Here is a 25,667-nt window from a genome sequence, read left to right as displayed (position 1 = left end):
GGCTGCATAGTATAAGGAGTAGTTAGGCTTAGAGAAAAGGAGTGACCGAAATGAATGAAACTCAAGCTACGGAGACTCAGACTAAAAGAACTGAAGCTACAGAGACTCAGACTGTGAGAACTCAAGCTACAGTGACTCAACCTACGGAGACTCAAATTACGGAGGCAAAAACGACTTTTATAGGAAGGTTATTCACTTTAGTGGGATCGCTCATATTTCTTATTGGCTCGATAATTTCTGCTATTGTTGGTTACCAAGCGTATGTAAATTTACTTGAACAAGCTTCTTCATCTACTTAATTATTAAGTTAGTAATGGTTTAGGGCTGGTTTTTAGCCCTTTTTGTGATTGTTTTCTTGTTCATATTTCTGCTTTAATCAATACTTTCAGTTGGATTGACATTAAAGACTTGTAAGGAAAGTTCATTTGCTTTATTTAAACTTACAAAAGTGTAAGGTTATGTCATACTAATGAATATTAAGAATAATATTTTTATTTTATACTATATGTAATAAGGTTATTTACTAGGTTTAATGGGTATTGAGTTTATTGTTTAAAAGTTATTAAGCCTAAAGTTCTAATTCAGAATAATGCTTAAGAATCATAATATAAGAGGAAATTAGAGGTAATATGATTAAAGAATTACATATTCAAAGATTTAAGTTTATTGAGAAAGGTGGAAGGTTATGATGAAAAAGTATAATATTACATCTTTTCACCCGTTATATTATATATTTCTTCTAGTGCTTATTAGTCCGATTTATTCAATGTTGAATCAATCAACAGCTGGAGCTGTTGATGTTACGATAGGGTTAGATGCTCATATTCCTTTTTTGAAGGAATGGGTCGTTCCATATTTATTATGGTATCCATTTATTTATGGAATGCTCATCTATTTATGTTTTGCTGAACGGAAACTTTATTATGAAGCGTTAAGTAGTATTTTGATAGGAAAAATGATTAGTTTTATAATCTATTTCTTTTGGCAAAGCACAGTGCCGCGACCAGAGGTAGTAGGAAATGATTTTTTTGCTCATGTAATGCGGTTTGTATATAGTGCCGATCAACCTGTAAATTGTTTGCCTAGTATTCATGTATTAACAACATTTGTGATCATGATGGTTGTGTTCCAGTGCAAAAAACAACATAAATTGATGTATTCAATTGTAACGATATTTGGTAGTCTTATTATTCTATCAACATTATTTACAAAGCAACATGCGATTTTAGATGCAACTGCTGGTATGTTGTTAGCTTTCTTTGTATTGACTGGAGTACAATTGGTTACATCGAAAATCCATTTGTTTAACTTTAATTCTCTGAAAGCAAAGAGCGCAAAAAAATTGAAAGCAGTTAAAGATGAATAAGCATACAGGTTTTATCATGAACTAACGACCTGAAAATACAAAATATATAAATGCTTTTTTCAATTTAAGATATGTATATGTTAAGAAGTCTTCAATAAGAATGACAAGTTATATAGTTTAAGTGTTTACAAGTTTACTAAAATAAGAGGGTCCCATTAAGGGTACCCTCTTATTTCTTTTCAAAAAATATTTAAAATTCATCTTCACCGCTAAAGAAATCACCAATGTCTCCAGCTGCTTCTTCAAAGTCTTCTGTCACATCGTCAAATCCATCCGTAATATCCTCGACTAGATCATCAAGTTCTAGATCATCGAGCATTTCATTAATCAGCATGCCACCAATCATACCGACTGCTAAACCACCAATCATACCTGGAATAGCGCTCTTTAGATTAGATGAATGACTATCTTTATGGAATTTTTGTTCAAATGAGAACGGGTGAGAGAACATATAAGGTTGATCCATTAATTCTGCTATATGTTGTTCCATGATTTGTGCAACCTGCTCTTCACTTTGTAGAGCTTCAGCATCTAATAAGAATTCACGTTTTGCTTCTACTTCTTTATAGCTAGTTCTTATATCTACTTCTAGCCATACGCGAATATCGTTTGCTTCCGTTGCGAAACGAAGTTCAATTTCACTTACTTGACCAGTGAATGAAGTCGTTGGGAAGAAAGCAAATTCTTGGCCATATGCATCTAGCTTGCCAGAAGTTACTTTTTCACGGAAACCTAATAAGTTAAGTGCACGAAAAATGGTGTCCATTTTATCAGTTGCCTTTACCTTAATAGCATCAACATCTTTACGGTCAACTCCGCTTGCGATATCTAAGTTCGTATCGAAGTAGTACGAGACAGTGTTGCTAGAAAGTGGAATATTAGTTGGAATATCATATTGAAATGGTAAGATCTTCACCTCTTCTGGGCGAATAACATCTTTTGAACCAATTGGAATGACAGTTATTTGTTGCTTAGTTGGACCTTGTTTTAAACCTACATGCATCATGAATCGAACAGCTAACTGGTTAATTTCCTGTTCCACTTCTCCTCCTTGAATGACAATTTCTCCACGAATACTTTCCCCTAATTGATATTCGTTATTGTCAAGCTTCAAGTCTACCGTGGCAGCACCTTTACCTAACTTAGCTAAAATCTTTTTAAACATGATTGTTTTCTCCCTCTCCTTGTTAACTAAAAAAATCAATACCTTCCTATTGTAATTCATTCTTCACTTGTTTACGAAAGGAAAAGCAATAAGTTTCTAAATATTTAAGTTTCTTATAGAAGAAATTGGACGATTGCCTATGAGAATATTGTAAATCTCCTTGTTTTAGTTGAATATGATACTAACATCAATGAATGATGCGGCGGTGAAGTATGTGGTAATGGAAGCAGTAAATACGAACGAAGATGAGAAGCATCAAGAGCATATGAAAGAGCTTGAAGAGAAATTTAAAGAAGAGCGGGAGAAGGAACAAGAGGCATGGGATAGAATTTATAAAGAAAATGGTGAAAATCTAGAATTATCGGGAGGATGGTTTGTTCTAGCAGGTACAATCATAACCGCATTAGGGGAGACAAAAGATTTTGTTCAAGAAACGGAAGAGGGTAAACCAGCAGTTGTAACAGGAAGTGCTGTAGAGGCGTTTGGAAATTCTTTGCAAGCGATTGGGCTTGCCAAAGTATATGAAGTTGAGCGACTCCCTCCATATTTAACAGGTAGTGTTGGATGTTGGTTACAAGCAGTAGGTAACACTACAAATGCAGTTGCTACTCAAATTGAAATTCAAGGTGAAGAAGAAGAAGGAGAAAGCTTAAATGCGCTTGGTAGTGGAGTGCAGGCTTATGGTGCCTACTTAGAAGCAGTAGGAAATTCTGGATTGCCTCCTTTTATTATGCAGGAGACATTGATTACGGGAAATAGTTTAATAGCAATTGGTTCAACACTTGATGCAATTGGTCAAATATACTTGTTACAAGATAAAGAAGAAGCTGGAGAAATACTAATTGTAGCAGGTGCTTGGATTCAGGTTGTAGGTGCTGCTTTGGAGGTATATGCGATTTCTATTCGGAATTCATATTCTGCTTTTGAAGAAAGGAGTAAGGAAGAGACGGAGCGTTATTCGTATGCGATGTATAGAGGTGGAAGGTAAATGGACCATATCTGCTTATTGCACTATTTCTATAAATGTTTTACAAGCGTGGAAGTGGGTAGTTTTTATAGTAGGAATAAATAAATAGAGGTGTGTCTTAATGTATATTTATCGTGGCGAAGACATTAAAATAGTGGATCAACGTGCAGAGACGTATGGTATGGATACGTTCACATTAATGGAGAATGCTGGACGATCCCTTTTTATCGCTTTGCAATCAAAGTTGACTAAGAAACAGAGGATTTTGCTTCTAGCTGGTCGTGGTAATAATGGGGGCGACGCTATTGTGCTCGCTCGCTATTTGAAGAACAATGGTTATCGTGTGGAGCTTGTTTTTCCATTTGGTGAATCATCCACAGAGACAGCCGGAAAGCATTTACATTTTTTTCGTAACTGTGGCTATGAGACATCAGAAATGTGTGGTCATTATGATGTGATTGTTGATGGGATTTTTGGAGTAGGAACTCGGCTACCTCTCCCTGAAAATATGCTAGAGCTTATTCGGTGGATTAATGAACAAGATGCGTTTCGAGTAGCGATTGATATGCCTACGGGGGTGTTAGCGAATTCAGGTGAATTGGATACTGCTATTAAAGCAGATATTACATATTGTTTACACGGATTTAAACCATCGGCCTTTCAAGAAGGTAGTATTGATTATTATGGTGAGAAACAGGCACTTGATATCGGTCTATCCCATGATTCAAAATGGAAAGTTCTAATGAAAGAAGATGTTCAAGCAACTTTTCTACAAAGAAAGGCTTCATCTAATAAAGGCACATATGGAACGGGATTGTTAATGGCAGGTAATGATGAAATGCCTGGAAGTGCATTATTAGCAAGCGTAGGTGCTATGCGCATGGGAATAGGTAAACTTATGGTTGGAACTACAACTCATGCGTCTAGTATTATTGCTCATGCTGTTCCAGAGTGTACATATTGGTCTGATGGTTTAATGAAAGTGGCGGCGGGAGACATCCCATCTAATGTTAAAGCAATTGCCATTGGTCCAGGTCTTGTTGAGAATAATGTATTAGAAACCGCTTTGAACGTATTGTTTGCGAGCGACTTACCGCTCATTCTTGATGCAGGCGCTTTACATGAACGAGCGTATCCAACAAGGAAAGCGCCGACGATTGTAACCCCACATCCAGGTGAATTTAGTAGGATGACTGGCTTAACAGTGAGGGAAGTACAAAAAAATCGTCTTCAGTTAGCATCGGAATATGCTGCAAAAAACGATTTAATTGTTGTTTTAAAGGGACGTAACACGATTATTGCCTTTCCGGATGGAGAAACTTTTGTGAATCGCACTGGTAACACAGGGCTTTCAAAGGGGGGAACGGGTGACACATTAACAGGCATGCTCTTAGCAAGTGTAACGTCCTATCAAAATATTCGTGCAGCGGTTTGTAATGCAGTCTATTTACATGGTGCATGTGCAGATTATTGGAATCAATCAAGAGCTCAAGCGTCTATGTTGGCAAGTGATATTAGCTCATGTTTACCACATGTATTGAATGAATTTGAAAAATAAATCTTGATTTGCAGGGGGCTGTTCCAAAAGTGATTTTCAATTACATTTGGGACAGCTCTTTTACGGTTTTGATTTTGGTAAAACCCCACAAACTCAATTAAACATTATAATTCATGAATTTTAAAAAGCAGGAAAAAGCTCTAAAGAAATCGAAAAGTAGGATATAGGAAGTTTTTAATTGCGAAAGTGGGGAAAATAAATGCCGAGTAGTAATCATGCTGTGGAGTTACATATACCAAAACATAAAGTATGGGAGTTTGTTAGTGATTTAAATAACTGGGCACCACTTATGCCTGGCTATATAGCACATGAGCATGTAGACGAGCAAGAAGCAACATGGGAGTTCTTAGGTGATTTTGGTTTTATGAAAAAGAAAGTAAGTTTGAAATTAGATAGAATCATTCGAGTAGAGGAACTAATGATTACGTTTGATTTAGAGGGTATAAATGATAATTTTGAAGGGTCAGGATATTTTGAAGTGAAAGGTCTTGATCAGGAACATACGGTTTTAACAGGTAGTCTTGATATATCATCAGGTGGTTTTATGGGAGCAATGGTTAATAATGTGCTAAAAACGTCTGTTCCACAAACAACAAAAGAATTAGTACAATCCATAGGTCGTGAATTACAGGGGAAAGCAGTGTCTTAATTAATATATTAAAAAATCTTTAAATAGAATTAACTGGAGGTTTTTCAATGATTAAGAGTTTACAAGATACAATTACTTTGCATAATGGTGTAGAGATGCCGATGTTTGGTTTAGGTGTGTGGCAAGTGGAAGATGGCAATGAAGTTATTCATGCGGTAAAGAGTGCGATTCAAGCAGGATATAAATCGATTGATACAGCGGCTATTTACCGGAATGAAGTTGGTGTTGGAGCAGCCATTAGGGAAAGTGGTATTGCAAGAGAAGATTTGTTCATTACAACAAAAGTGTGGAATGCACATCAAGGCTATGAAACTACGCTCGATGCCTTAGATAAAAGTTTACAAAAGCTTGATCTAGATTATGTGGACTTGTACTTGATTCATTGGCCAGTTGCAGATAAATATAATGATACTTGGCGAGCACTAGAGAAAATCTATCGAGATGGTAAAGCGCGTGCTATCGGTGTTTGTAACTTTCATGTTCATCACTTAGAGAATTTATTAGAAGAAGCAGAAATTGTGCCGATGGTAAACCAAATTGAATTACATCCACTACTATCACAATTAGAAATACGAGAATATTGTGAGGCGAAAGGAATAAAAGTTGAAGCGTATTCCCCACTTGGAAGTGGTAAGCTTCTTAAGCATCCTACCTTGCAAACTATCGCAAGTAAGCATAATAAAACAATTGCACAAATTATTTTACGTTGGGATTTACAGCAGAGTATTATTACAATACCTAAATCTATTCATGAACAGCGTATTATTGAAAATGCGGACATTTTTGATTTTGAATTGAGCGCAGAAGATATGAGAATTATTAATGCATTAAACGCAAATGAGCGTTTTGGTGCTAATCCAGATAATTTTAATTTCTGATAATTAGTAAGAGGAAAGAACATCGAGATAACAGGAGGCGTTTTGATGATTACAAATTTGCAAGATACGGTGACCTTACATAATGGTGTGAAAATGCCTAAATTCGGATTAGGTGTGTACAAAGTAGAAGATGGTAGTGAAGTGATTAATTCAATAAAGTACGCAGTGAAAGCTGGTTACCGTGCAATTGATACAGCGGCTTTCTACAAAAATGAAGATGGTGTAGGACAAGCAATCAAAGAAATTGATATTCCAAGAGAAGATTTGTTCATCACAACGAAAGTGTGGAATGATAATCAAGGGTATGAAGAAACATTAGCGGCATTTGAGAAGAGCTTGAAGAAATTAAATCTAGATTATGTGGATTTATACTTAGTTCACTGGCCTGTTAAAGGTAAATATAAAGAAACATGGAAAGCTCTAGAGAAGATTTATCGTGAAGGTCGAGCTAAAGCCATTGGTGTATGTAATTTTCACATTCACCATCTAGAAGATTTGTTAGAAGAAGCAGAAATTTGCCCGATGGTGAATCAAGTTGAATTACATCCTTATCTTTCACAAGTGGAACTGCGTGCATATTGTGCTTCTAAGGATATTAAAGTCGAAGCTTGGTCACCGCTAGGTAGAGGTCGTTTACTAGACGATTCTAAATTGGCAGAGTTAGCAAAGAAGCATAATAAAACTGTTGCTCAAATTATTTTGCGTTGGGATTTACAAAGTGATATTATTACAATTCCAAAGTCTACGAAAGAGCATCGGATAATTGAAAATGCTACGATTTATGATTTTGAGTTGACTGATGCAGACATGCAAGTAATTGATTCTCTCAATCGTAATGAGCGTACTGGTGCCGATCCAGACAATTTTGATTTTTAAAGCATATTTTTGTATAAGGGCTGTCCGAAGAGTGATTGGAATTCACTTTTCGAACGCCCTTTACGTTTTGGTAATACATAACATACGATTTAGAAAGAGGTAAAAGCCATGAAACTACCCGAAAAATATAGTTGGATCGTAGAAAGTATTCACCCGTATAAAGGGGCTATTTGTGAATGGAAAGCTGAGTGGGAAGCGGACCGTTTCTTAGTTGCCGATAAAATGTTTGGTATGCTGGGCCATAATAAAGAAGGCGATGAGATTATTACGATAAAATGTCTTCCAGAGAAAAATGAAGAATATCAAAATATGTATAGTAGTATCACACCTGGCTATTATATGAACAAAACGCATTGGATTTCTATTAAGTTAGAACATAGTGATGTTCCAAAGGAATTTATTCTAGCATGCTTGAAGGATTCTTACGATTTAGTCTACAAAGCATTACCGAAAAAAGTGAAAACCGGTTTAGAAGAATAGGAATGTAATGAGATGTGGCCGTTATGGTTACATCTTTTTTGTTTTTACCTATAATTTAATGGATCTTTATGAACCGTTAGAACGTGTATTTGAATTATATCGGTAATTTAGTTAAAGAAAGATTGAAGGGTGTGTTTCATCAATCAAACTACTTTTTTAGAAAAATAGTTATTGCTATCCTAAAATAAATGTGTTAAATTAATCGTGTAAACGGTTACATAACTTATTTAGAAAGGATGGTGATGTTCAAATGGCTACTATAAGAGATGTTGCGAAAGCTGCGGGTGTATCGGTTGCGACAGTATCACGAGTTTTGAATGAAACTGGTTATGTACATGAAGATACTCGTAAAAAAGTAGAGTTAGCAATTCAAGAATTAGATTATAGCCCAAATGAAGTAGCACGTTCTTTATTTAAAAAGGAATCGCGATTAATTGGATTGCTTCTGCCAGACATCACGAACCCATTCTTTCCCGAACTAGCTCGCGGAGTAGAGGATGAAATTCAGAAACACGGCTTTCATTTGTTATTTGGGAACAGTGATGAAAAGCCAGAGAAAGAACAAGAATACATTCAAACCTTCGTGAAGAATAATGTTGTGGGTTTCATCTCTGCTACGAATGTAGCGGGAAAAGCAAATTATCAAGATTTAGAAATTCCAACTGTATTCCTAGATCGTGGTTCTAAACAAGAATATTCCGTTTATGCTGATGGTAGAGAAGGTGGCCGAATAGCCGCCAAAGAGCTAATTAAACGTAATAGTAAACAAATTACAATATTAAAAGGACCTGCACATGTTGAGCCAGCACAAGAACGTTTTCAAGGTTCTATTGAAGTGTTATCTCAATCGGATGTGGATTTTAACGTCATGTCGACTACATCGTTTTCTTTTCAAGAGGCGCAAGTTTGGGCGAAAGAGCTTTTCACTAAATACCCAAATACGGATGGCATAATCGCAAGTAATGATATGACAGCAACTGCTGTATTACATGAAGCACTACAATTAGGAAAGAAAATTCCTGATGAGTTACAAATAATAGGGTTTGACGATATTCCATTAAGCCAATTTGTTTTTCCATCACTATCGACCATCCGCCAACCAGCGTATGAAATGGGAAAAACAGCAGCGGCATTATTGATTCAATTAATTCAGAAACGACAGGTAGAGAAGCAAAGTATTTGTTTACCTGTAGCCTTTATTGAAAGACATACAACCAGAAAGGTGATTGATAATGGTTAAAGTAGTAGTGATTGGTAGTTCTTCAATGGATTTAGTAGTAACATCTTCTGTTCGTCCAGGAGCAGGTGAAACAGTACTTGGTGAAAGCTTTAAGACTGTTCCAGGAGGTAAAGGTGCGAACCAAGCTGTTGCAGCAGCTCGTTTAGGAGCAGAGGTATATATGATTGGTTGTGTTGGTGATGATCACTATGGAAAAGCTATTCTACACAATTTTAAAGAGAATGGTGTTAATATAGACTATGTGAAACCGGTTACAGATAAAGCAACAGGTACTGCACATATCATTTTAGCAGAAGGTGATAACTCCATCATTGTTGTAAAAGGTGCAAATGATCATGTAACACCTGAATATGTGAACAATGCACTAGAAATCATTAAACAAGCTGATATAGTAATGATTCAGCAAGAAATCCCATTAGAAACCGTTGCTTACGTTAGCGTTGTGTGTGAGCAATATAATGTACCATTATTACTTAACCCAGCACCTGCACGTGAGATTGAAGAAGAAATTATCGAAAGAGCAAGTTATATTACGCCAAATGAACATGAAGCTTCTCTTTTATTTAAAGGATTACATGTAAGTGAAGCATTACGATTACATCCGAAGAAAGTATTTATTACAGAAGGAAAGAATGGTGTACGTTACTTTAATGGAAGCGAAGAAGTTGTCGTGCCAACATATGTAGTTGAAGCTGTAGATACAACGGGAGCAGGCGACACATTTAATGCTGCATTCGCTGTTGCCATCGCTGAAGGAAAATCATATGACGACAGCTTACGTTTTGCAAATCGTGCTGCATCTTTATCGGTAACAAAATTCGGTGCCCAAGGTGGCATGCCATATCGTAAAGAAGTGGAGGAACAACTTGTATGAAGAAACAAGGCATTTTAAATAGTCATATTGCAAAAGTGTTAGCTGACTTTGGTCATACAGATTTAATCGTCATTGGGGATGTAGGATTACCGATTCCTGATGGTGTTCAAAAAATCGATTTAGCGTTAACACCTGGCTTTCCAAGCTATGAGGTGACAGTTTCAGCAGTAGCAGATGATATGGTTATTGAGAAAATCATTCTTGCTGAAGAAATAAAAGCGATGAATGAACCAGTTCATCAATATATGAAGGAAAAGTTTGGTGACACTCCAGTTGAGTATATAAGTCATGAAGAGTTTAAAACAAAGACAAAGCAAGCGAAGGCGGTTATTCGAACAGGTGAAATCACACCTTATGCGAATTGTATTCTACAGGCGGGTGTATTCTTCTAAAAGGCGGTGCTTCTATGAAAATTACAATGAAAGATATTCATAAAGCATTTGGTACGAACCAAGTGTTGACGGGTGTTGACTTTGAATTATTACCAGGTGAAGTTCATGCTTTAATGGGTGAAAACGGTGCTGGAAAGTCAACGATGATGAACGTACTTACAGGTCTTCATAAACGAGACCAAGGAACAATCGAAATTAATGGAGAAGAGAAATATTATTCGAATCTGAAAGAGGCAGAGAAAAACGGTATTGCCTTTATTCATCAAGAGTTACATGTTTGGCCAGAGATGACCGTACTAGAGAATTTATTCATTGGAAAAGAATTAAAATCTAAGTTCGGTCTATTAAAAACAAAAGAAATGAAAACGCTTGCAGAAAAACAATTTAAGAAATTATCTGTAACGATTTCTCTTGATGAGCTTGCTGGCAAATGCTCTGTCGGTGAACAACAAATGATTGAAATTGCAAAGGCGTTAATGACGAACGCTGAAGTAATTATCATGGATGAACCAACAGCTGCACTTACAGAACGTGAGATTGTGAAGCTTTTTGAAGTAATTAACTCGTTAAGAAGTAAAGGTGTAAGCATCGTTTATATTTCACATCGAATGGAAGAAATCTTTACGATATGTGACCGTATTACAGTGATGCGTGATGGTAGAACGGTTGATACGAAGCCCATTCCCGAAACGAATTTCGATGAAGTTGTAAGGAAAATGGTTGGACGAGAATTGAAGGATCGTTATCCAAGTAGAGATGTAAAAATAGGAGATACGGTGCTAGAAGTAAAAGGACTAGCTCGACCCGGTGAATTCAAAGATGTAAACTTTTCCGTTCGTTCCGGTGAAGTAGTAGGCTTTTCCGGTTTGATGGGAGCAGGGCGTACTGAAATAATGCGTACTATTTTTGGATTAGATCATAAATCAGCCGGTGAAATCTATATAAATGGCAAGCAAGTGAGCATCAAAAACCCAAGTCAAGCAGTAGATTTAGGAATTGGTTTTATTACCGAAGACCGTAAAGATGAAGGACTTGTCCTAGATTTTTCAATCCGCGAAAATATGGCACTGCCAAACTTAAAGAGTTTTGCACCCAAAGTGCTTATTGATCAAAAAACGGAAAATGATTTCGTTAATTTACTAATAAAGCGTTTGAGTATTAAAACTCAGTCAGCGGAAACGAAAGCAGGAAATCTATCAGGTGGTAATCAGCAAAAGATTGTTATTGCCAAATGGATTGGCATAGGTCCTAAAGTATTAATACTAGATGAGCCAACACGTGGTGTTGATGTTGGAGCTAAGCGTGAAATTTATCAATTAATGAATGAATTAACAGAGCGCGGTGTTGCTATCATTATGGTTTCCTCTGAATTGCCTGAAATACTAGGTATGAGTGATCGTATTATCGTTGTCCACGAAGGGCACATTGCCGGAGAGTTAATGAAAGCCGATGCAACACAAGAAAAAATCATGACACTAGCAACAGGAGGTCAGTAATATGAACGCATTACACGAGCAAGGTAAGGCAAATCACCTTAAATCATTAACGCAAAAGTTAGGACCACTTCTCGGTTTATTATTAATCCAAGTTTCTTGGCACCTCTTAATATTCTTAACTTATTGCGTCAAGTCGCAATCAATGCTTTAATCGCATACGGTATGACTTTTGTTATTTTAACTGGTGGTATTGACTTATCTGTTGGTAGTATATTGGCGCTTTCAAGTGCTCTAATGGCAGGTATGATTGTTTCAGGTTTAGATCCAATTATCGCTATTTTGATTGGCTGTATTTTGGGAGCAGTGATGGGGGCAATTAATGGTTTATTAATTACAAAAGGTAAAATGGCTCCATTTATTGCAACACTAGCAACAATGACGATTTTCCGTGGTTTAACGCTCGTATATACAGATGGAAATCCGATTACTGGTTTAGGTGATAGTATGGCATTCCAATTATTCGGTCGTGGGTATTTCTTAGGAATTCCTGTTCCAGCTATCACAATGATTGTAACATTCGCTATTCTATGGATTATTCTTCACAAAACACCGTTTGGTCGTAAAACTTATGCTATCGGTGGTAATGAAAAAGCAGCATTAATTTCTGGTATTAAAGTAGATCGAGTTAAAATCTTGATTTATTCATTGGCTGGTTTACTTGCAGCACTTGCAGGTGCCATTCTAACTTCACGTCTAGACTCTGCACAACCAACAGCAGGAACATCTTATGAATTAGATGCAATTGCGGCAGTTGTTCTTGGTGGCACAAGTCTTTCTGGAGGACGTGGTTGGATTGTAGGTACATTAATCGGTGCATTAATTATCGGTACATTAAACAACGGATTAAACTTACTAGGCGTATCATCATTCTTCCAAATGGTTGTAAAAGGTTTAGTAATTCTGGCAGCTGTTATGGTTGACCGCAAGAAATCAGCTTAGGAGGTATTACCAATGAAGAAAGCATGGATTTTACTCTTATCATTATCTTTAATCGTATTAGCAGGTTGTTCTTTAGAACCACCAGAATGGGCTAAACCATCGAAAAGTGGCGATGTTAAAGATTTAAAGATTGGTTTATCTATTTCGACATTAAACAATCCGTTCTTCGTTTCTTTAAAAAATGGTGTAGTGGATGAAGCGAAAAAGAATGGTATGGAAACAGTTGTAGTTGACGCACAAAATGATTCGGCAAAACAAGTAAATGACGTGGAAGATTTAATTCAACAAGGTGTAGATGTTCTGTTAATCAACCCTACTGATTCAGCAGCTATTTCAGCGGCTGTACAATCAGCAAATAGCATCGGTATTCCAGTTATTACACTTGATCGTTCTTCTGAAAAAGGAGATGTTGTTACACTTGTAGCATCTGATAATACAAAAGGGGGAGAAATGGCAGCTGAATTCTTAGTAGAAAAACTAGGACAAGGTGCTAAAATCGCAGAATTAGAAGGTGTACCAGGTGCATCAGCAACTCGCGAACGAGGTAAAGGATTCCATAATATTGCAGATAAACAATTATCGGTAATCGCGAAACAAACTGCAGAGTTCGACCGTACAAAAGGTTTAACAGTAATGGAAAACATGCTTCAAGGTAACCCTAGCATTCAAGGTGTTTTCGCTCATAATGATGAGATGGCATTAGGTGCAATCGAAGCAATTAATAGCACAGGTAAAAACATTTTAGTAGTAGGCTTTGACGGTAACGATGATGCTATAAATTCTGTTAAAGACGGTAAACTAGCAGCAACAGTAGCGCAGCAGCCAAAACTAATTGGTGAGTTAGCTGTAAAAGCAGCTAAAGATCATTTACAAGGTAAAAAAGTAGAAGATCACATTGCAGCTCCATTGAAATTAGTAACAAAATAAGCGTGTCGTGGCTACCCGCTGGTGAGTTATACTAGCTAGTGGGTAGCTTTTTTACTCATATGGCGAGTAAATGTGGAGTTACCGCTAGTAAACATGACTTTACGGATAGTAAGGAGAAATAAGATGAATATTCGACTACTACATAAAGATGAGCAACCCCCGCTAGACTTACTTTTATTAGCTGATCCTTCATTGAAGCTTGTCAACGATTATGTTGTAAGAGGGGAATGCTACGTTGCAACTTTACAACAGGATATAGTTGGTGTATATGTGTTACTTCCTACAAGGCCGGAAACGGTTGAATTGGTCAATATTGCTGTTGCCGAGATGTATCATAATCAAGGCATAGGTAAAGAATTAATTAAACATGCAATAGAGATGGCGAAGAAACAGGACTATAAAACGATGGAAATCGGTACAGGCAATTCAAGCATTGGTCAGCTAGCTCTATATCAAAAGTGTGGATTTAGAATAGCAGGGATTGATAGGGATTTTTTTACTCGTCATTATGAGGAAGAAATTTATGAAAATGGAATTCAGTGTCGTGATATGATTCGTTTGTTTATAGATTTATAAAAATAGTAAAAGAATATTTTAATTAGGAGGACATGACATAATGAAGAAAGTTACATTACATAATGGTTTAGCAATGCCTATGCTCGGTTTAGGTGTTTGGAAAATGGAACATGAAGAAGCAGTTCAATCAGTAAAAACAGCAGTACAACTAGGATATCGTGCTATTGATACAGCAGCAATATATAAGAATGAGGCAGGTGTTGGACAGGGAATTAAAGAATGTGGTATCCCACGTGAAGAGCTATTCATTACGACGAAAGTATGGAATGATGATTTAGGATACGAAGAAACACTTGCAGCCTTTGAAGAAAGTCTTAAGAAATTACAGCTAGATTATTTAGATTTATATTTAATCCACTGGCCGGTAGCAGGGAAGTATAAAGATGCTTGGAGAGCACTTGAGAAATTATATAAAGAAAAACGAGTACGTGCTATCGGAGTATGTAATTTTCATCAACATCATTTAGAGAACGTAATGGCTGATGCCGAAATTATGCCGATGATTAACCAAATTGAATGTCATCCTTTATTATCACAACATGAATTACGGGAATATTGTGCTTCTCATAATATTCAAGTTGAGGCTTGGTCTCCATTAGGACAAGGCACATTATTGGAGCACCCTGTTTTAGAAGAGATTGCTGAAACTCATAATAAAAGTGTGGCTCAAGTTATTTTACGGTGGGATATTCAAAACAATATCATTACCATACCAAAATCAATAAAAGCGCATCGTATTCAGGAAAATGGAGAGATTTTTGATTTTGAATTATCAGCAAATGAAATGGCTCGTATTAATGCTCTTAACAAAAATGAGCGAGTTGGCTCTAATCCAGAGAAATATGATGTGTGAAATAGGAAGCAGGACATGTTTAAGAGCATGCCCTGCTTTTTTTAGTGATGTCTAACCTTACACCTGCTATGCTCGGAAATAAGCCAATCTGTTTTGAAAACCAAAAGAGGGTTTTCAAGAACAGCCCGTCTTACCGATGGTGTCTAGCTTCAGCGACCAGCCCCTCAAGTCATAAGCCATCTCGCTTTAGAAATGAAAAGCATATTTCTTAAGCGAGCCGTCTTATGCTGGTCGGGGCTAAACAGGTCACTTCAGCATTTCAATATTGCCGCATAGCTCTTTTTTGATTTTGGAGTAGAACAAGGTGCAAAATCAAAAAAGACCGGTGCCGGTTTTTGTAACAACTTATTTATTTTCTGTAGCAGCTATGATTTTTTCTCGTAAGACTTTTAAAATAATCAAAATAATCCCGAATACTATAAAAAATATGCCAATCCATAATGCAATATCAAAATTATGTGATGGAACTCCAAGATTGGAGATTACTTCTCTAAGGCTATCTGAATAATACAATATTATGAATAGAAGACCAGCAACCATATATAAAATGCCAGTAAAATATTTGATAAAAAACACCCTCTCTTAATAACTACATCTTTTTTGAAACAAAATAATTTCTCGTGTGCAGGAATAAATCATGGAGACGATAATTTGATTAGTTCTAATGTTATTTTACAAAAAAATAAAATAATAGGAAAGAAATTATGCCATTCTTTTTAACAGACAGTATAGCTCTAAAAAGTAGATGCGGTTATTTTGTTTCACTGGACACTATTTGCGATTAAAGTGTGACGTTTTTCGGTTATTTGTTAAAAAAAGATGTGCTTTTTATGTAGTTATATTGAACTATTTGATATAATTTATATATTGATATAGTAATAAATAGTATGGCGAATAAATGAAGCTAAGATGTTCAATTAATAAGGGGGGGGTATCATGAAAGATATTATAGAAACAGATCGATTACGGTTAATACCTAAAACTCTTGAATTAATTAAGGCTTCATTTTATGGTAGGGAATCATTAGAAAAAAGTCTGGGATTCTATGTATGTGAAGGTTTTTTAGATGAAGATTATCAAACTGAAATTTTCCCTTTACATTATGCGAGAATAACAGATGATCCTTCATTGTCGCGATGGTCTGGATTTATTATTGAAAAGAGCAATAAAATGCTGATAGGTTCAGCAGGATTCGAAGATAAGCCGGATGAAAATGGAGTGATTGAAGTGCGATTTTATATTCATCCTTTTTTTCGTGGAAAAGGGTATGGTACAGAAATATTGTTAGCTTTAAAAGATTTATATATAGAGAAAGAAGAAGTGAACTCCATTACAGCTACTCGAATTTCCCCAGATAATATCGCTGCGATTAAAGTACTTCAGAAGATAGGAATGGGATTAGAAAAACATAGAGCAAATGAATTATATTTCGCAATACATAAAAAATCATATTTAAATAGTAAATGATAAGCATTAAGAATGAAAAAAGAGACGTTCAAAAAGTGATTTTCAACAGCTTTTTGAACGTCTCTTTACGTTTTTATGTGCTTAGAGTTTTTCAAAGGGTTAAATCCTAGTACTGCAGTTCTTCCTGCTGTGCTAGATAGGACCTTCAATGATACCAAAAGATTTTTTCCCTTTTTTAAATGAATAATTTCTTCCATGATGTTCTCCTTTCAAAGTTGTAAATGGTATTTATTGTAATTCTTTACTTGATAGTATAAAAAGTAATCAAAGGAATGATTTGTAAGCTAGGCCATGGAATTTAATGACATTTGTCATTTTTTGTATTGTCTAAAAAAAGGACAGTCTGTCCGATTTACTGAACAAAAAGGGCTGGTCATTTATTAAAAGTCTTTATATTTTAGGGGTGGAAAATGGCATAAAACTTGCATTTATTTGTGTAGAAAAACAATTAATGATGAATAGAAGAGGGTGAAGAAATATGAAATACGAAAAAATTGGCCCAGTTGAGGTAATAATCGGAGAGAATAAAAGTCGTGTGCCATTTTCTACATCCGTAGTTATAAAAGGCGATGAGCATTCAACCATTATAGATTGTGGTGCAGGTTATATGGCATTCAAGCATATTAAAAAAGAACATAATGTTAAAGACATTTATCTTACACATCATCATATTGATCATATGTGGGGAGCGCACTACTTTCCGGAAGCCAAAACGTATATTAATCATTTAGATTATAAGAAAATCTCAAGTCTTGAAGAGATTGCAAAGTCTGAAGCTATTCTTGCTCTTAATAAAGGGGTGGATTGGTGGAATCAAGATCGAAAAAAGCTAGAGCAGTTAACTGATATACGTATTAATCGATCATTACAAGTTTCAGACGTATATGAATACAATAAGAGTATTCATATGTCTGGGCAAGATGTTATGATGATTCATGCACCTGGGCATACAGAAGGGTTTTGTTGTCCTTATATTATTAATCAAGGAATTCTTTTTATCGGTGATATCGATTTAACTTCCTTTGGACCATACTACAGCGATAGGGATAGTGATATAGATAGCTTTATAGCATCAGCCCACCAAACATTAGAAGTGGATGCTAGCTATTTTATTACATCGCATCAAAAGGGAGTAGTTCGGAAAGATGAGTACAAAAGTCAATTGCTGGCGTATTTAGATATAATAGAAAGAAGAGAAGAGAAAATTAAGCAGCATATAAAAAGTGGTAATAAGCCCGTAGACTTAGTGGGACTTGAAGTGTTCTATTATTCATACCAAATGGAAAAAAGTCTAAGCTTAATGAAAAGTGAAAAAGTTGGTATTGCAAAGCATTTACAACGTTTAATCAAACATGGTGAGCCACTTGAAGAATACTATGAGGAGTATATTAAGTCACATCATTTAAATAAAGAATATTTAAGTAATAAAATAGCTCCTACGTTAACATCCTCTTCAAAAAGTTTTATTTGATATTAGGGTATTTTTTGTATTAGATGAAAATTTCCCCTAGCATCCTTTAAAGTAATATAACTTAAATTACCGATTAGATATAAATAAATAAGAAGAATTTCAAAGCGTAAAAAGGCTGCATAAAAGATAAGAAAGTATATCATTTTAGCGTTGTCTAACCTTACACCTGCTATGCTCGGAAATATGCCAATCTGTTTTGAAAACCAAAAGAGGGTTTTCAAGAACAGCTTGTCTTATTTCTTCCGCATAGCTCTTTTTTGATTTGGAGTAGTACAAGAAGCACATCCATTAACCAAAAAAGACCGGTGACGGTTTTTCTTATTGTTTCTCAACCATCACAAATGTCCCACTAACAACACATAGCATCATACTTTCACTTGAACCTACAGTCCCAAAATCAAAGTCGATACCAACAATTGCATTTGCACCTTTTGCTTTTGCTTTCACCTTTAGTTCCTCTAAAGCAGTGTTAGAAGCTTCTTCAATTTTCCCTTCATATTGCCCAGAGCGTCCTCCAAAAATATCAGTTAATCCAGCTAAAAAATCACGACCAATATTGGCACCCATGATTGCTTGAGCTGTCCCTACACCGCGGTATTCTGTTATCTTATAGCCTTCCAATGTTGGTGTCGTTGCAATTATCATTTAATGTTCCTCCTTGATAAAGATTAGAATCAGTGTAACATAATACCGATAGAAAATGAGGTCAGTGTAAAAAAACACCATTTCGTATGAGTGAGCTTTAACATATGTGTCAGAAAACAGTTAGAATGTAATGATGAAATAAAAATAGAAGAAGATTGAATGGTATAATATAAAGAAGATTGCTTTAGTGATTTTTAGGGTAAAAATAAAGTGAAAAAACAGTACAATGTAAGTCCATAAAGACTATAATGAGTATAGTGAAGTAATAAAAACACAAACGCTTGCACTTGTTTTTTATGTAAGCAGAAAAGCAGTTGGTGGACCTATTTGCTTGTACGTCTACCGTCTTATATATGAAAGTGTCAGTAATTGTTATAATATAATATAAGTACAAAGTTCTACGTAGCAGGTCATTAAATAATGCAGACAAAAAATAGTTGAAACTTTACTAGTTTTTTTTCGTAATACTGTTTAAGGAACTTCAATTAGGAGTCGATGAACAATGAAATCAATATTATCTATATTCTTATTTATTTTTCGGTTAGGTATTGGAGCAGCTGCTTTTGCTATTGCAAGTTTAATTAGTTGGCTTGTGATTAATACATCGTTTTCAATTGCGATTCTTTCAGGAATCGTTGCATTCTTTGTGACATTTTTTGGTTTGAAATGGATGGTTTCAAGCCGACAGTTGAAGAATAGCGGGTTATCCCGTCGAGAATATAAGTATATTCAAGAGCACCTACGAGAAGGAAAGGTGAAAATCACTCGCTTACAAAGAGTCATGTTTTCTGTTGGTAGTGTCATGACAATTAAACAAAATTACGATGTTATTAAAGTAGCTAAGAAACTTCATTCTATTGTAGAAAATGATCCAAAGCGTTTTTATGAAGCGGAACAATTTTACTACTCTCATCTAGATTCAATGGTGGAGTTAACGGAGAAATACGCTTTTCTTACGAAGCAACCAGTTAAGACTACTGAGATTCAAAATTCGTTACGTGATACGAGAATTACCATTTCTTCAATGGCTGAAACAATTAATGAAGATTTATCTAACTTACTTGCTAGCGATGTAGATACACTTCGATTAGAAATTGATGTCGCTAAACAAGCAATAGAGAAAAATAAAGACCCGAATGTAAAGTCTTAAGGAGGAACAACATATATGTCAGAGAATAATCCGCTTCAGAAAAGCGACGTACTAGATGATCTTTTATCAAATCCATTCGGTGATGATAGTAGTGTTAGCCCAGTTGTTGAGGCTAACTATGACGCAACACCAAAACCAAAACGACTAGTGGATGTTCTTCCACAAGAAAATCGTGAGCGTGCAGTACAGCTTGCAGAACAAATTGATCCAACTGATTTTAAAGCAATGATGATGTATGGTACACAGGCACAAACGAAGTTAACTAGTTTTTCTCATGCGATGCTTGATCAGGTGCAGAAGAAAGATATTGGTGAAATTGGTGATATTTTAGGCGATTTAATGAAGCGTCTGGAAAGTGTAAGACCAGATGAATTAGGTGAAAAACGAGGTATGATTTCTCGTTTCTTCGGGAAAATTCAATCATCTATTCAAGAAACATTATCTAAATATCAAAAAACAAGTGTTCAAATTGACCGTATTGCCGTGCAATTAACGCATGCGAAAAATGGTCTTTTAACGGATATTGGTATGCTTGAGCAATTGTATGAAAAGAATAAAGATTATTTTCATGCGCTAAATATTTATATCGCAGCTGCTGAATTAAAAATGGCAGAGTTAAATGAAAAGGTCATCCCGGAGTTACGTCGAAAAGCAGAAGCTACAGGCGATCAAATGGCTGTTCAAGAAGTAAATGATATGATGCAATTCATGGATCGTTTAGAGAAAAGAATGCATGATTTACAGTTAAGTAGACAAATTACAATTCAAACGGCACCACAAATTCGTTTGATTCAAAATACAAACCAAACATTAGCAGAGAAAATTCAATCTTCTATTATGACAGCTATCCCATTATGGAAGAACCAAGTTGCTATTGCTTTAGCGCTTCTTCGTCAACAAAGTGCTGTAAATGCACAAAATCAAGTTGCAAAAACAACAAATGAATTATTGTTGAAAAACTCAGAGATGCTAAAGGTAAATACAATCGAAACAGCGAAAGCAAACGAAAGAGGCTTAGTTGATATCGAAACATTGAAGAAAACACAAGAAAACTTAATTACAGCGCTAGAAGAAACAATGCGCATTCAAGCAGAAGGACGAATTAAACGTCAACAAGCACAAATAGAACTAACAAATATGGAAGAAGATTTAAAACACCGCCTATTAAACTTGAAACCGAAAAACTGACGATAATGTCAGTTTTTTTGCTATTTGAATCTATCATTTCATAGCTACTATCAAGATCTTCAAGGACAATTACCTGTTATGAATGTTCTATATGCATTAAAGAATTAACATGCTATCAATAGGAATACATCATAATTCAAATTGCTATGTACATTTACTAATCAAAGTAAAATGTTCTACAACTACTAATGATTCTAATTCAAAAGGTCATGTTGTGATGAATATACAACATGACCTTTTATATGTTATTTATGAGCTACAATTATCTCATGAACAGTTACAATCGCAATCTCCATCGCCATCACAATCGCCGAAAAACTTTTTACTTCTTAACGTATTAAAGGGTAGTTCACTACAAGCCAGTTCCTTAGTTGCATCACATCCACATTCTCCACATGTGTCTTTCATTTTTTCACGGCGTTTCTTATTTGAATAATAATAAATAAGTAAGCCAAAACAAATTATCCCAACAACTATTAAAATTACCCCGGGTGTGACTTGATTATTCAATGTTAGCATTACCCCTGAACCTATGAGGATGAAGCAAGCTGTTAAACCTAAAAAAAACATCTCCCAAACCTTCTCCCATTCCACTGGAATAATATACCGACGGAAAAAAGTAAAACACATAAAACAATTTTAGAACGAACTCCGTCTATATTATGTATTCATTTTAACAGAACAAAAGAAAATAGAGGAAATTTAAAATGTTCATGTTCTTAATTTAAGAGTAACTGTTTATCATTTTTGGAGAAGCTAAAGGAGGTATGACGAGACGAGTAGGAGAGATTCATGTTGAGGAAAAAGATTTTAATTGTAGAAGATGAAGAAGCTATTTCGAATTTAATTAAGCTGAATTTAACGATAGCGAACTATGAAACAGAGCAGGTATATGATGGGGAAAAGGCACTAGAATTAATTGAAAAAGACAATTTTGATTTAATTTTGATGGATGTAATGATTCCGAAGGTTGATGGTTTTACTATTATGAAACGCATTCGCTTCCGTGAAATACCTGTCATTTTTTTAACGGCTAAGAAGTCCGTTGAGGATAAGGTAATGGGCTTACGTTTGGGAGCAGAAGATTACATTGTTAAGCCATTTGAAACGATTGAACTACTTGCTCGGATTGAAACAGTGCTCCGACGATTTGGAAAAAGCGATGATATCTTAACGTTTAGAGATATCACAATTTATATGAAAAAGCATATTGTGAAGAAAGGTAATCAAATCGTTGATTTGACCAAAAAGGAATATGAATTGCTATGTATTCTTGTTCAAAATGAAAATATTGCTCTATCTAGGGGAACTCTACTCGAGAAAGTTTGGTCTTATGATTTCGAGGGAGAATCTAGAACTGTTGATATGCATATACGAGCATTGAGAAAAAAATTAGATTTACATGCTCATATTAAGACAGTTTATAAGGTCGGTTATAGATTGGAGCGTTAATATGAAGTTTTGGCAAAAAGTATTTCTGTTCTCTTTTTTTCTTTTCATTATTACTTTTAATGGTACGAACATATATATCATTGAAAAAAAATATACAGCTTTTATGGATAACGAAATTCGTCGAACACTTGCAGAGCAAGCTAGTTTCTATTCAGGATTACAAGCCAGTAATCCATTATTCAAGCGTTTGAAAATGTATGTAAAAACAATTGAACCAGATGCTAATTTATTGCAGACATATGTGAGTACTTTCTTCCAAAAGAATAAGAAAAATGATTCATATGTTGAGATAGTCAATCCAAATGGACAAATAGTATATAGTAATGTCCCTTTTAAAATGTCTAATGATCGTGCTGAAATGCAGGACTTGAAGCCAAATATTCGACAATATATCATTCGTGATATGAATGAAAAAACGTATATTTTTATTTCGAATATCATTGACTTTGAAAACGAAGGGTATTACTTATCGTATATTCGTGACTTGTCTCATGTAAAGGCGGAACGTCAACAGGAATATAAGTGGTTTTTACAAATTGATATTGTTGCTTGCTTTATTTTTATGATAATGCTCTATTTTGTAAGCAGTTATATTACTAGACCAATCAATTTACTAATTGAAGCAACGAAAAGGATTTCCAAAGGCCATTTCTCTGAAAAGGTGCACATACAATCTAAAGATGAATTTGCATTATTAGCGAAACACTTTAATATGATGAGTGATGTCGTCGAAGATAAATTAAATGAATTACAACGTAATAATGAAGAAAAGCAGCGATTTATTGACAATTTAACGCATGAGCTGAAAACACCATTAACATCAATTATCGGCTATGCAGATTTATTACGAACAACTAAATATGATGAGCGAGTGTTCAATGAAGGCCTTAACTATATTTATAGTGAAGGTAAACGGCTAGAGGAATTGGCTTTTAATCTCATGGGTTTATTAGAAAGAAGAGACGCAGCACATTTTCGAGAGGAATCAATATTAGATGTTATTTTTCATATAAAGGGTGCTATTACTCCGTTTCTAAATGAAAAAGGAATAACCTTGCAAATATCAGGCGACGATTTCATTGTAAATATAGAACGTGAATTAATGAATATTTTGTTAACAAATATCATTAATAATAGCATTAAGGCTTCTGATAATAATGGGAACATAGAAGTAATATGTAATGCTGAAAAGAAATCTGTTGCTATTAAAGATTATGGAATTGGTATTGCTGAAGAACATATAAGTCAACTATTTGAACCGTTTTATATGGTGAATAAAGCACGTACGAGATCCAAAAATGGTGCTGGGTTAGGATTAGCTATATGCAAAAGAATAATGGATATACATCAGGGGACAATTCGAATTGAAAGCAAAGAGAATGAAGGTACAGTGGTTCTTATTAGTTTTTAATAATTGGAATTTCGTGAAGTAATGAACAAGTTTATGTGAAGAAGTTATGAAAACCGCATTGAAGTCTTGTATAAAGATTGTATAAAGATTATATGAAGCTTTCGATAGGTTATTTACAACTTCTTTACATTTCATATATTATTTTTATATAACTTATTTGTATTATTTTTAAAGAAGAGACAGATAAAGAATTTGCTGAGGAAGAGGACAAAAAGAATGAAAAAACGTTTTGGGAGATTATCAACAATTATTTTAAGTGGTATTGTCATCGGGGGATTATTAAGTCCGAATATAGCGGATGCGAGCAAATCAAATGAAGTAAATCAAGACTTTATTTTACCTAGTATCACTTACAAACATGACGAAAAGCAAGCGCCAATGAAGTTTAACGGACAAATTCGAAAAATAGCTTATTTAACTATTGATGATGGACCATCACGTTATTCTGATAAATTAATAGATATATTAAATCAATATAAGGTTCCGGCAACATTTTTTCTAATTGGTAGTAACGTAGATTTATATCCACAATATGTGAAACAATTTCACGAACGTGGCGATTATGTTGGAATGCACTCTATGACGCATGATTATAACAAACTATATAAAAAAGGCGAAGTTGTAAGTGAAATGAAACAAGTTCAGCAAAAAATACATGCACTTACAAATGAAACACCGATTTTATTTCGCAGTCCGTATGGATCAAACCCTGGGTTAACGAAAAACTTACGTGATCAAGTTGTAAAAGCAGGTTTGAAAACATGGGATTGGTCAATTGATTCTAACGATTGGCGCTATCAAAAGAACCCTCCACAAATTGTAGCGGAAATTAAAAAGCAATTAAAAAGACCAGTAGAGATTATTTTAATTCATGATAAAAAAGGAACGATTGAAGCTTTACCTCAAATCATTGAAACAATCCAAGCAGCGGGATATGAGTTTGATGTATACGACGAGTCTAAACACTTCATGGTGAACTTTACAAAAGACGACAGATTATAGGGTTTGAGGAGAAAATAGAATGAAAAAATATTATATGATTATTGTGGCTTTAGTAGCCTTAACTTTAACAGGATGTAGTAATTACGGAGAAAAGTATTTAGAACAGCATAAGGAAATTGTTAGTCAAGTTTTAAAAAATACAAATCAAAATGTTCTTTTTGGTGAGCTAAATGTGGAAGAGCAACAATTGTATAAAATTATTCTTGATGAAGGAAAAGATTCTATTGCAAATGTAGCTAAACAAATGGCTAGTGCTGTTTCAGTGGTTTCAAAAAGTCAAAAAATGATAGATGAAGAGAAAGTAAAAATAGTAGAACAGAAAGAACAGTTTAATGAAATAGAAAAAACATTAAAGAAACTTAAAGATACAAAAGAAGATAAGAGAATTAAACATCTTCATGAAACATATTTAGAGCGTATGGATGCATATGAAAAGGTATTAAATAAATACGATGAGCTTCTTAGCAAGAAGAGTGGGCTATATGGCTTATTGCAAAATGGAAAACAATTAAAGGCGATTTCAGCAGCAGTTGATGAAGTTAATACGCTAAGTATAGATGTTGAGGCACGTGTAAATGAATTTAACGAAGCTACGAAAGCTTATAACGAAACTCTTAATAATTTATAATAAGAAAAAAGGCGCTT

At 34.9% G+C, this 25,667-nt stretch carries 28 protein-coding genes and 1 pseudogene; 25 read left to right on the top strand and 4 right to left on the bottom strand.

Going from position 1 to position 25,667, the window contains the following annotated elements:
- Positions 1 to 50: 50 nt before the first annotated feature.
- Together TX86_RS13040 and TX86_RS13035 are read left to right on the top strand one after the other, a co-directional pair.
- Entirely contained in the window at positions 51 to 299 is a 249-nt protein-coding gene (locus tag TX86_RS13040; protein ID WP_042349226.1) for a hypothetical protein, read from the top strand.
- 389 nt (positions 300 to 688) lie between these two features.
- Complete coding sequence (locus TX86_RS13035) at positions 689 to 1,366, top strand: phosphatase PAP2 family protein (protein ID WP_042350465.1); 678 nt, start codon at positions 689 to 691, stop codon at positions 1,364 to 1,366.
- 190 nt (positions 1,367 to 1,556) lie between these two features.
- Here the strand turns inward: TX86_RS13035 and TX86_RS13030 are convergent, their stop codons facing one another.
- Entirely contained in the window at positions 1,557 to 2,531 is a 975-nt protein-coding gene (locus TX86_RS13030; protein ID WP_042349225.1) for a sporulation protein, read from the bottom strand.
- A gap of 190 nt (positions 2,532 to 2,721) precedes the next feature.
- Here TX86_RS13030 and TX86_RS13025 point away from each other — a divergent pair, with 190 nt between their 5' ends.
- From TX86_RS13025 to TX86_RS12950, 16 genes and pseudogenes are all read left to right on the top strand, one after another.
- A complete protein-coding gene (locus TX86_RS13025) occupies positions 2,722 to 3,519 on the top strand; it encodes a DUF6944 family repetitive protein (protein ID WP_154663109.1) in 798 nt (265 codons plus the stop codon).
- 100 nt (positions 3,520 to 3,619) lie between these two features.
- Positions 3,620 to 5,056 (top strand): NAD(P)H-hydrate dehydratase, encoded by a 1,437-nt coding sequence (locus tag TX86_RS13020; RefSeq protein ID WP_042349223.1) that lies wholly within the window; start codon positions 3,620 to 3,622, stop codon positions 5,054 to 5,056.
- Positions 5,057 to 5,255: 199 nt separating this feature from the next.
- Positions 5,256 to 5,705, top strand: a complete 450-nt coding sequence (locus TX86_RS13015; RefSeq protein ID WP_042349222.1) for an SRPBCC family protein — start codon at positions 5,256 to 5,258, stop codon at positions 5,703 to 5,705.
- 47 nt (positions 5,706 to 5,752) lie between these two features.
- A complete protein-coding gene (locus TX86_RS13010) occupies positions 5,753 to 6,583 on the top strand; it encodes an aldo/keto reductase (RefSeq protein ID WP_042349221.1) in 831 nt (276 codons plus the stop codon).
- Between the two features lie 45 nt (positions 6,584 to 6,628).
- A complete protein-coding gene (locus TX86_RS13005) occupies positions 6,629 to 7,459 on the top strand; it encodes an aldo/keto reductase (RefSeq protein WP_042349220.1) in 831 nt (276 codons plus the stop codon).
- A gap of 108 nt (positions 7,460 to 7,567) precedes the next feature.
- Positions 7,568 to 7,939, top strand: coding sequence for an MmcQ/YjbR family DNA-binding protein (locus tag TX86_RS13000; RefSeq protein WP_042349219.1), 372 nt, complete (start codon positions 7,568 to 7,570; stop codon positions 7,937 to 7,939).
- A gap of 250 nt (positions 7,940 to 8,189) precedes the next feature.
- Positions 8,190 to 9,179 (top strand): LacI family DNA-binding transcriptional regulator, encoded by a 990-nt coding sequence (locus TX86_RS12995; RefSeq protein ID WP_042349218.1) that lies wholly within the window; start codon positions 8,190 to 8,192, stop codon positions 9,177 to 9,179.
- The gene (gene rbsK / locus TX86_RS12990; RefSeq protein WP_042349217.1) at positions 9,172 to 10,053 is read left to right on the top strand and encodes a ribokinase; all 882 of its coding nucleotides are present in this window, start codon (positions 9,172 to 9,174) and stop codon (positions 10,051 to 10,053) included. Before TX86_RS12995 ends, rbsK begins: the two co-directional genes overlap by 8 nt.
- Entirely contained in the window at positions 10,050 to 10,445 is a 396-nt protein-coding gene (rbsD, locus tag TX86_RS12985; protein WP_042349215.1) for a D-ribose pyranase, read from the top strand. The genes rbsK and rbsD overlap by 4 nt, the downstream gene beginning before the upstream one ends.
- Positions 10,446 to 10,459: 14 nt before the next feature.
- Positions 10,460 to 11,941 carry a sugar ABC transporter ATP-binding protein gene (locus tag TX86_RS12980; protein ID WP_042349214.1) on the top strand — a complete coding sequence of 494 codons (1,482 nt, stop codon included), beginning with the start codon at positions 10,460 to 10,462 and terminating at the stop codon, positions 11,939 to 11,941.
- Between the two features lies 1 nt (position 11,942).
- Positions 11,943 to 12,880, top strand: a pseudogene (gene rbsC, locus TX86_RS12975) (ribose ABC transporter permease RbsC).
- A gap of 12 nt (positions 12,881 to 12,892) precedes the next feature.
- Positions 12,893 to 13,807, top strand: a complete 915-nt coding sequence (rbsB, locus tag TX86_RS12970; protein WP_042349213.1) for a ribose ABC transporter substrate-binding protein RbsB — start codon at positions 12,893 to 12,895, stop codon at positions 13,805 to 13,807.
- Between the two features lie 123 nt (positions 13,808 to 13,930).
- Entirely contained in the window at positions 13,931 to 14,383 is a 453-nt protein-coding gene (locus tag TX86_RS12965) for a GNAT family N-acetyltransferase (RefSeq protein WP_042349212.1), read from the top strand.
- A gap of 40 nt (positions 14,384 to 14,423) precedes the next feature.
- On the top strand, positions 14,424 to 15,236 hold the full coding sequence (locus tag TX86_RS12960) for an aldo/keto reductase (protein WP_042349211.1): 813 nt from the start codon (positions 14,424 to 14,426) through the stop codon (positions 15,234 to 15,236).
- 304 nt (positions 15,237 to 15,540) lie between these two features.
- Positions 15,541 to 15,744 (top strand): hypothetical protein, encoded by a 204-nt coding sequence (locus TX86_RS26740; protein WP_154663107.1) that lies wholly within the window; start codon positions 15,541 to 15,543, stop codon positions 15,742 to 15,744.
- Positions 15,745 to 16,172: 428 nt separating this feature from the next.
- On the top strand, positions 16,173 to 16,703 hold the full coding sequence (locus TX86_RS12950; protein ID WP_042349209.1) for a GNAT family N-acetyltransferase: 531 nt from the start codon (positions 16,173 to 16,175) through the stop codon (positions 16,701 to 16,703).
- Between the two features lie 65 nt (positions 16,704 to 16,768).
- Here the strand turns inward: TX86_RS12950 and TX86_RS27465 are convergent, their stop codons facing one another.
- Positions 16,769 to 16,900: a hypothetical protein gene (locus TX86_RS27465; RefSeq protein WP_268258252.1), complete on the bottom strand. Its 132-nt coding sequence runs from the start codon at positions 16,898 to 16,900 to the stop codon at positions 16,769 to 16,771.
- A 281-nt stretch (positions 16,901 to 17,181) separates the two neighbouring features.
- Here TX86_RS27465 and TX86_RS12945 point away from each other — a divergent pair, with 281 nt between their 5' ends.
- Positions 17,182 to 18,174: an MBL fold metallo-hydrolase gene (locus tag TX86_RS12945; protein ID WP_042349208.1), complete on the top strand. Its 993-nt coding sequence runs from the start codon at positions 17,182 to 17,184 to the stop codon at positions 18,172 to 18,174.
- A gap of 318 nt (positions 18,175 to 18,492) precedes the next feature.
- On the opposite strand, the gene TX86_RS12940 is transcribed toward TX86_RS12945, so the two are convergent.
- Complete coding sequence (locus TX86_RS12940) at positions 18,493 to 18,819, bottom strand: heavy metal-binding domain-containing protein (RefSeq protein ID WP_042349207.1); 327 nt, start codon at positions 18,817 to 18,819, stop codon at positions 18,493 to 18,495.
- A 502-nt stretch (positions 18,820 to 19,321) separates the two neighbouring features.
- Between TX86_RS12940 and TX86_RS12935 the strand changes: the two genes are divergently transcribed.
- Positions 19,322 to 19,969 carry a 5-bromo-4-chloroindolyl phosphate hydrolysis family protein gene (locus TX86_RS12935; protein WP_042349206.1) on the top strand — a complete coding sequence of 216 codons (648 nt, stop codon included), beginning with the start codon at positions 19,322 to 19,324 and terminating at the stop codon, positions 19,967 to 19,969.
- Positions 19,970 to 19,984: 15 nt separating this feature from the next.
- Positions 19,985 to 21,157, top strand: coding sequence for a toxic anion resistance protein (locus TX86_RS12930; protein WP_042349205.1), 1,173 nt, complete (start codon positions 19,985 to 19,987; stop codon positions 21,155 to 21,157).
- Positions 21,158 to 21,424: 267 nt separating this feature from the next.
- On the opposite strand, the gene TX86_RS12925 is transcribed toward TX86_RS12930, so the two are convergent.
- The gene (locus TX86_RS12925; RefSeq protein WP_154663106.1) at positions 21,425 to 21,667 is read right to left on the bottom strand and encodes a hypothetical protein; all 243 of its coding nucleotides are present in this window, start codon (positions 21,665 to 21,667) and stop codon (positions 21,425 to 21,427) included.
- Between the two features lie 285 nt (positions 21,668 to 21,952).
- On the opposite strand from TX86_RS12925, the gene TX86_RS12920 reads away from it, so the two are divergent.
- The 4 genes from TX86_RS12920 (at position 21,953) to TX86_RS12905 (ending at position 25,650) form a co-directional block, all read left to right on the top strand.
- Entirely contained in the window at positions 21,953 to 22,609 is a 657-nt protein-coding gene (locus tag TX86_RS12920; protein ID WP_042350463.1) for a response regulator transcription factor, read from the top strand.
- 1 nt (position 22,610) lies between these two features.
- Positions 22,611 to 24,020: a sensor histidine kinase gene (locus tag TX86_RS12915; protein WP_042349203.1), complete on the top strand. Its 1,410-nt coding sequence runs from the start codon at positions 22,611 to 22,613 to the stop codon at positions 24,018 to 24,020.
- Between the two features lie 216 nt (positions 24,021 to 24,236).
- Positions 24,237 to 25,022: a polysaccharide deacetylase family protein gene (locus tag TX86_RS12910; RefSeq protein WP_052343659.1), complete on the top strand. Its 786-nt coding sequence runs from the start codon at positions 24,237 to 24,239 to the stop codon at positions 25,020 to 25,022.
- Between the two features lie 19 nt (positions 25,023 to 25,041).
- Positions 25,042 to 25,650: a YkyA family protein gene (locus TX86_RS12905; RefSeq protein WP_042349202.1), complete on the top strand. Its 609-nt coding sequence runs from the start codon at positions 25,042 to 25,044 to the stop codon at positions 25,648 to 25,650.
- Positions 25,651 to 25,667 lie beyond the last annotated feature (17 nt).

It is taken from the genome of Bacillus massiliigorillae, from assembly GCF_000380245.2.
Lineage (GTDB): Bacteria > Bacillota > Bacilli > Bacillales > DSM-1321 > Bacillus_AD > Bacillus_AD massiliigorillae.
Note: the sequence above shows the minus strand (reverse complement) of the source record. Positions and strands in the feature narration are given on the sequence as shown.

Excerpts from the sequence above, each read along its gene's own strand:
- TX86_RS13040 (WP_042349226.1), top strand. The coding sequence starts at position 51 with ATGAATGAAACTCAAGCTACGGAGACTCAGACTAAAAGAACTGAAGCT.
- TX86_RS13035 (WP_042350465.1), top strand. The coding sequence starts at position 689 with ATGAAAAAGTATAATATTACATCTTTTCACCCGTTATATTATATATTT.
- TX86_RS13030 (WP_042349225.1), bottom strand. The coding sequence starts at position 2,531 with ATGTTTAAAAAGATTTTAGCTAAGTTAGGTAAAGGTGCTGCCACGGTA.
- TX86_RS13025 (WP_154663109.1), top strand. The coding sequence starts at position 2,722 with ATGAATGATGCGGCGGTGAAGTATGTGGTAATGGAAGCAGTAAATACG.
- TX86_RS13020 (WP_042349223.1), top strand. The coding sequence starts at position 3,620 with ATGTATATTTATCGTGGCGAAGACATTAAAATAGTGGATCAACGTGCA.
- TX86_RS13015 (WP_042349222.1), top strand. The coding sequence starts at position 5,256 with ATGCCGAGTAGTAATCATGCTGTGGAGTTACATATACCAAAACATAAA.
- TX86_RS13010 (WP_042349221.1), top strand. The coding sequence starts at position 5,753 with ATGATTAAGAGTTTACAAGATACAATTACTTTGCATAATGGTGTAGAG.
- TX86_RS13005 (WP_042349220.1), top strand. The coding sequence starts at position 6,629 with ATGATTACAAATTTGCAAGATACGGTGACCTTACATAATGGTGTGAAA.
- TX86_RS13000 (WP_042349219.1), top strand. The coding sequence starts at position 7,568 with ATGAAACTACCCGAAAAATATAGTTGGATCGTAGAAAGTATTCACCCG.
- TX86_RS12995 (WP_042349218.1), top strand. The coding sequence starts at position 8,190 with ATGGCTACTATAAGAGATGTTGCGAAAGCTGCGGGTGTATCGGTTGCG.
- rbsK (WP_042349217.1), top strand. The coding sequence starts at position 9,172 with ATGGTTAAAGTAGTAGTGATTGGTAGTTCTTCAATGGATTTAGTAGTA.
- rbsD (WP_042349215.1), top strand. The coding sequence starts at position 10,050 with ATGAAGAAACAAGGCATTTTAAATAGTCATATTGCAAAAGTGTTAGCT.
- TX86_RS12980 (WP_042349214.1), top strand. The coding sequence starts at position 10,460 with ATGAAAATTACAATGAAAGATATTCATAAAGCATTTGGTACGAACCAA.
- rbsB (WP_042349213.1), top strand. The coding sequence starts at position 12,893 with ATGAAGAAAGCATGGATTTTACTCTTATCATTATCTTTAATCGTATTA.
- TX86_RS12965 (WP_042349212.1), top strand. The coding sequence starts at position 13,931 with ATGAATATTCGACTACTACATAAAGATGAGCAACCCCCGCTAGACTTA.
- TX86_RS12960 (WP_042349211.1), top strand. The coding sequence starts at position 14,424 with ATGAAGAAAGTTACATTACATAATGGTTTAGCAATGCCTATGCTCGGT.
- TX86_RS12950 (WP_042349209.1), top strand. The coding sequence starts at position 16,173 with ATGAAAGATATTATAGAAACAGATCGATTACGGTTAATACCTAAAACT.
- TX86_RS27465 (WP_268258252.1), bottom strand. The coding sequence starts at position 16,900 with ATGGAAGAAATTATTCATTTAAAAAAGGGAAAAAATCTTTTGGTATCA.
- TX86_RS12945 (WP_042349208.1), top strand. The coding sequence starts at position 17,182 with ATGAAATACGAAAAAATTGGCCCAGTTGAGGTAATAATCGGAGAGAAT.
- TX86_RS12940 (WP_042349207.1), bottom strand. The coding sequence starts at position 18,819 with ATGATAATTGCAACGACACCAACATTGGAAGGCTATAAGATAACAGAA.
- TX86_RS12935 (WP_042349206.1), top strand. The coding sequence starts at position 19,322 with ATGAAATCAATATTATCTATATTCTTATTTATTTTTCGGTTAGGTATT.
- TX86_RS12930 (WP_042349205.1), top strand. The coding sequence starts at position 19,985 with ATGTCAGAGAATAATCCGCTTCAGAAAAGCGACGTACTAGATGATCTT.
- TX86_RS12915 (WP_042349203.1), top strand. The coding sequence starts at position 22,611 with ATGAAGTTTTGGCAAAAAGTATTTCTGTTCTCTTTTTTTCTTTTCATT.
- TX86_RS12910 (WP_052343659.1), top strand. The coding sequence starts at position 24,237 with ATGAAAAAACGTTTTGGGAGATTATCAACAATTATTTTAAGTGGTATT.
- TX86_RS12905 (WP_042349202.1), top strand. The coding sequence starts at position 25,042 with ATGAAAAAATATTATATGATTATTGTGGCTTTAGTAGCCTTAACTTTA.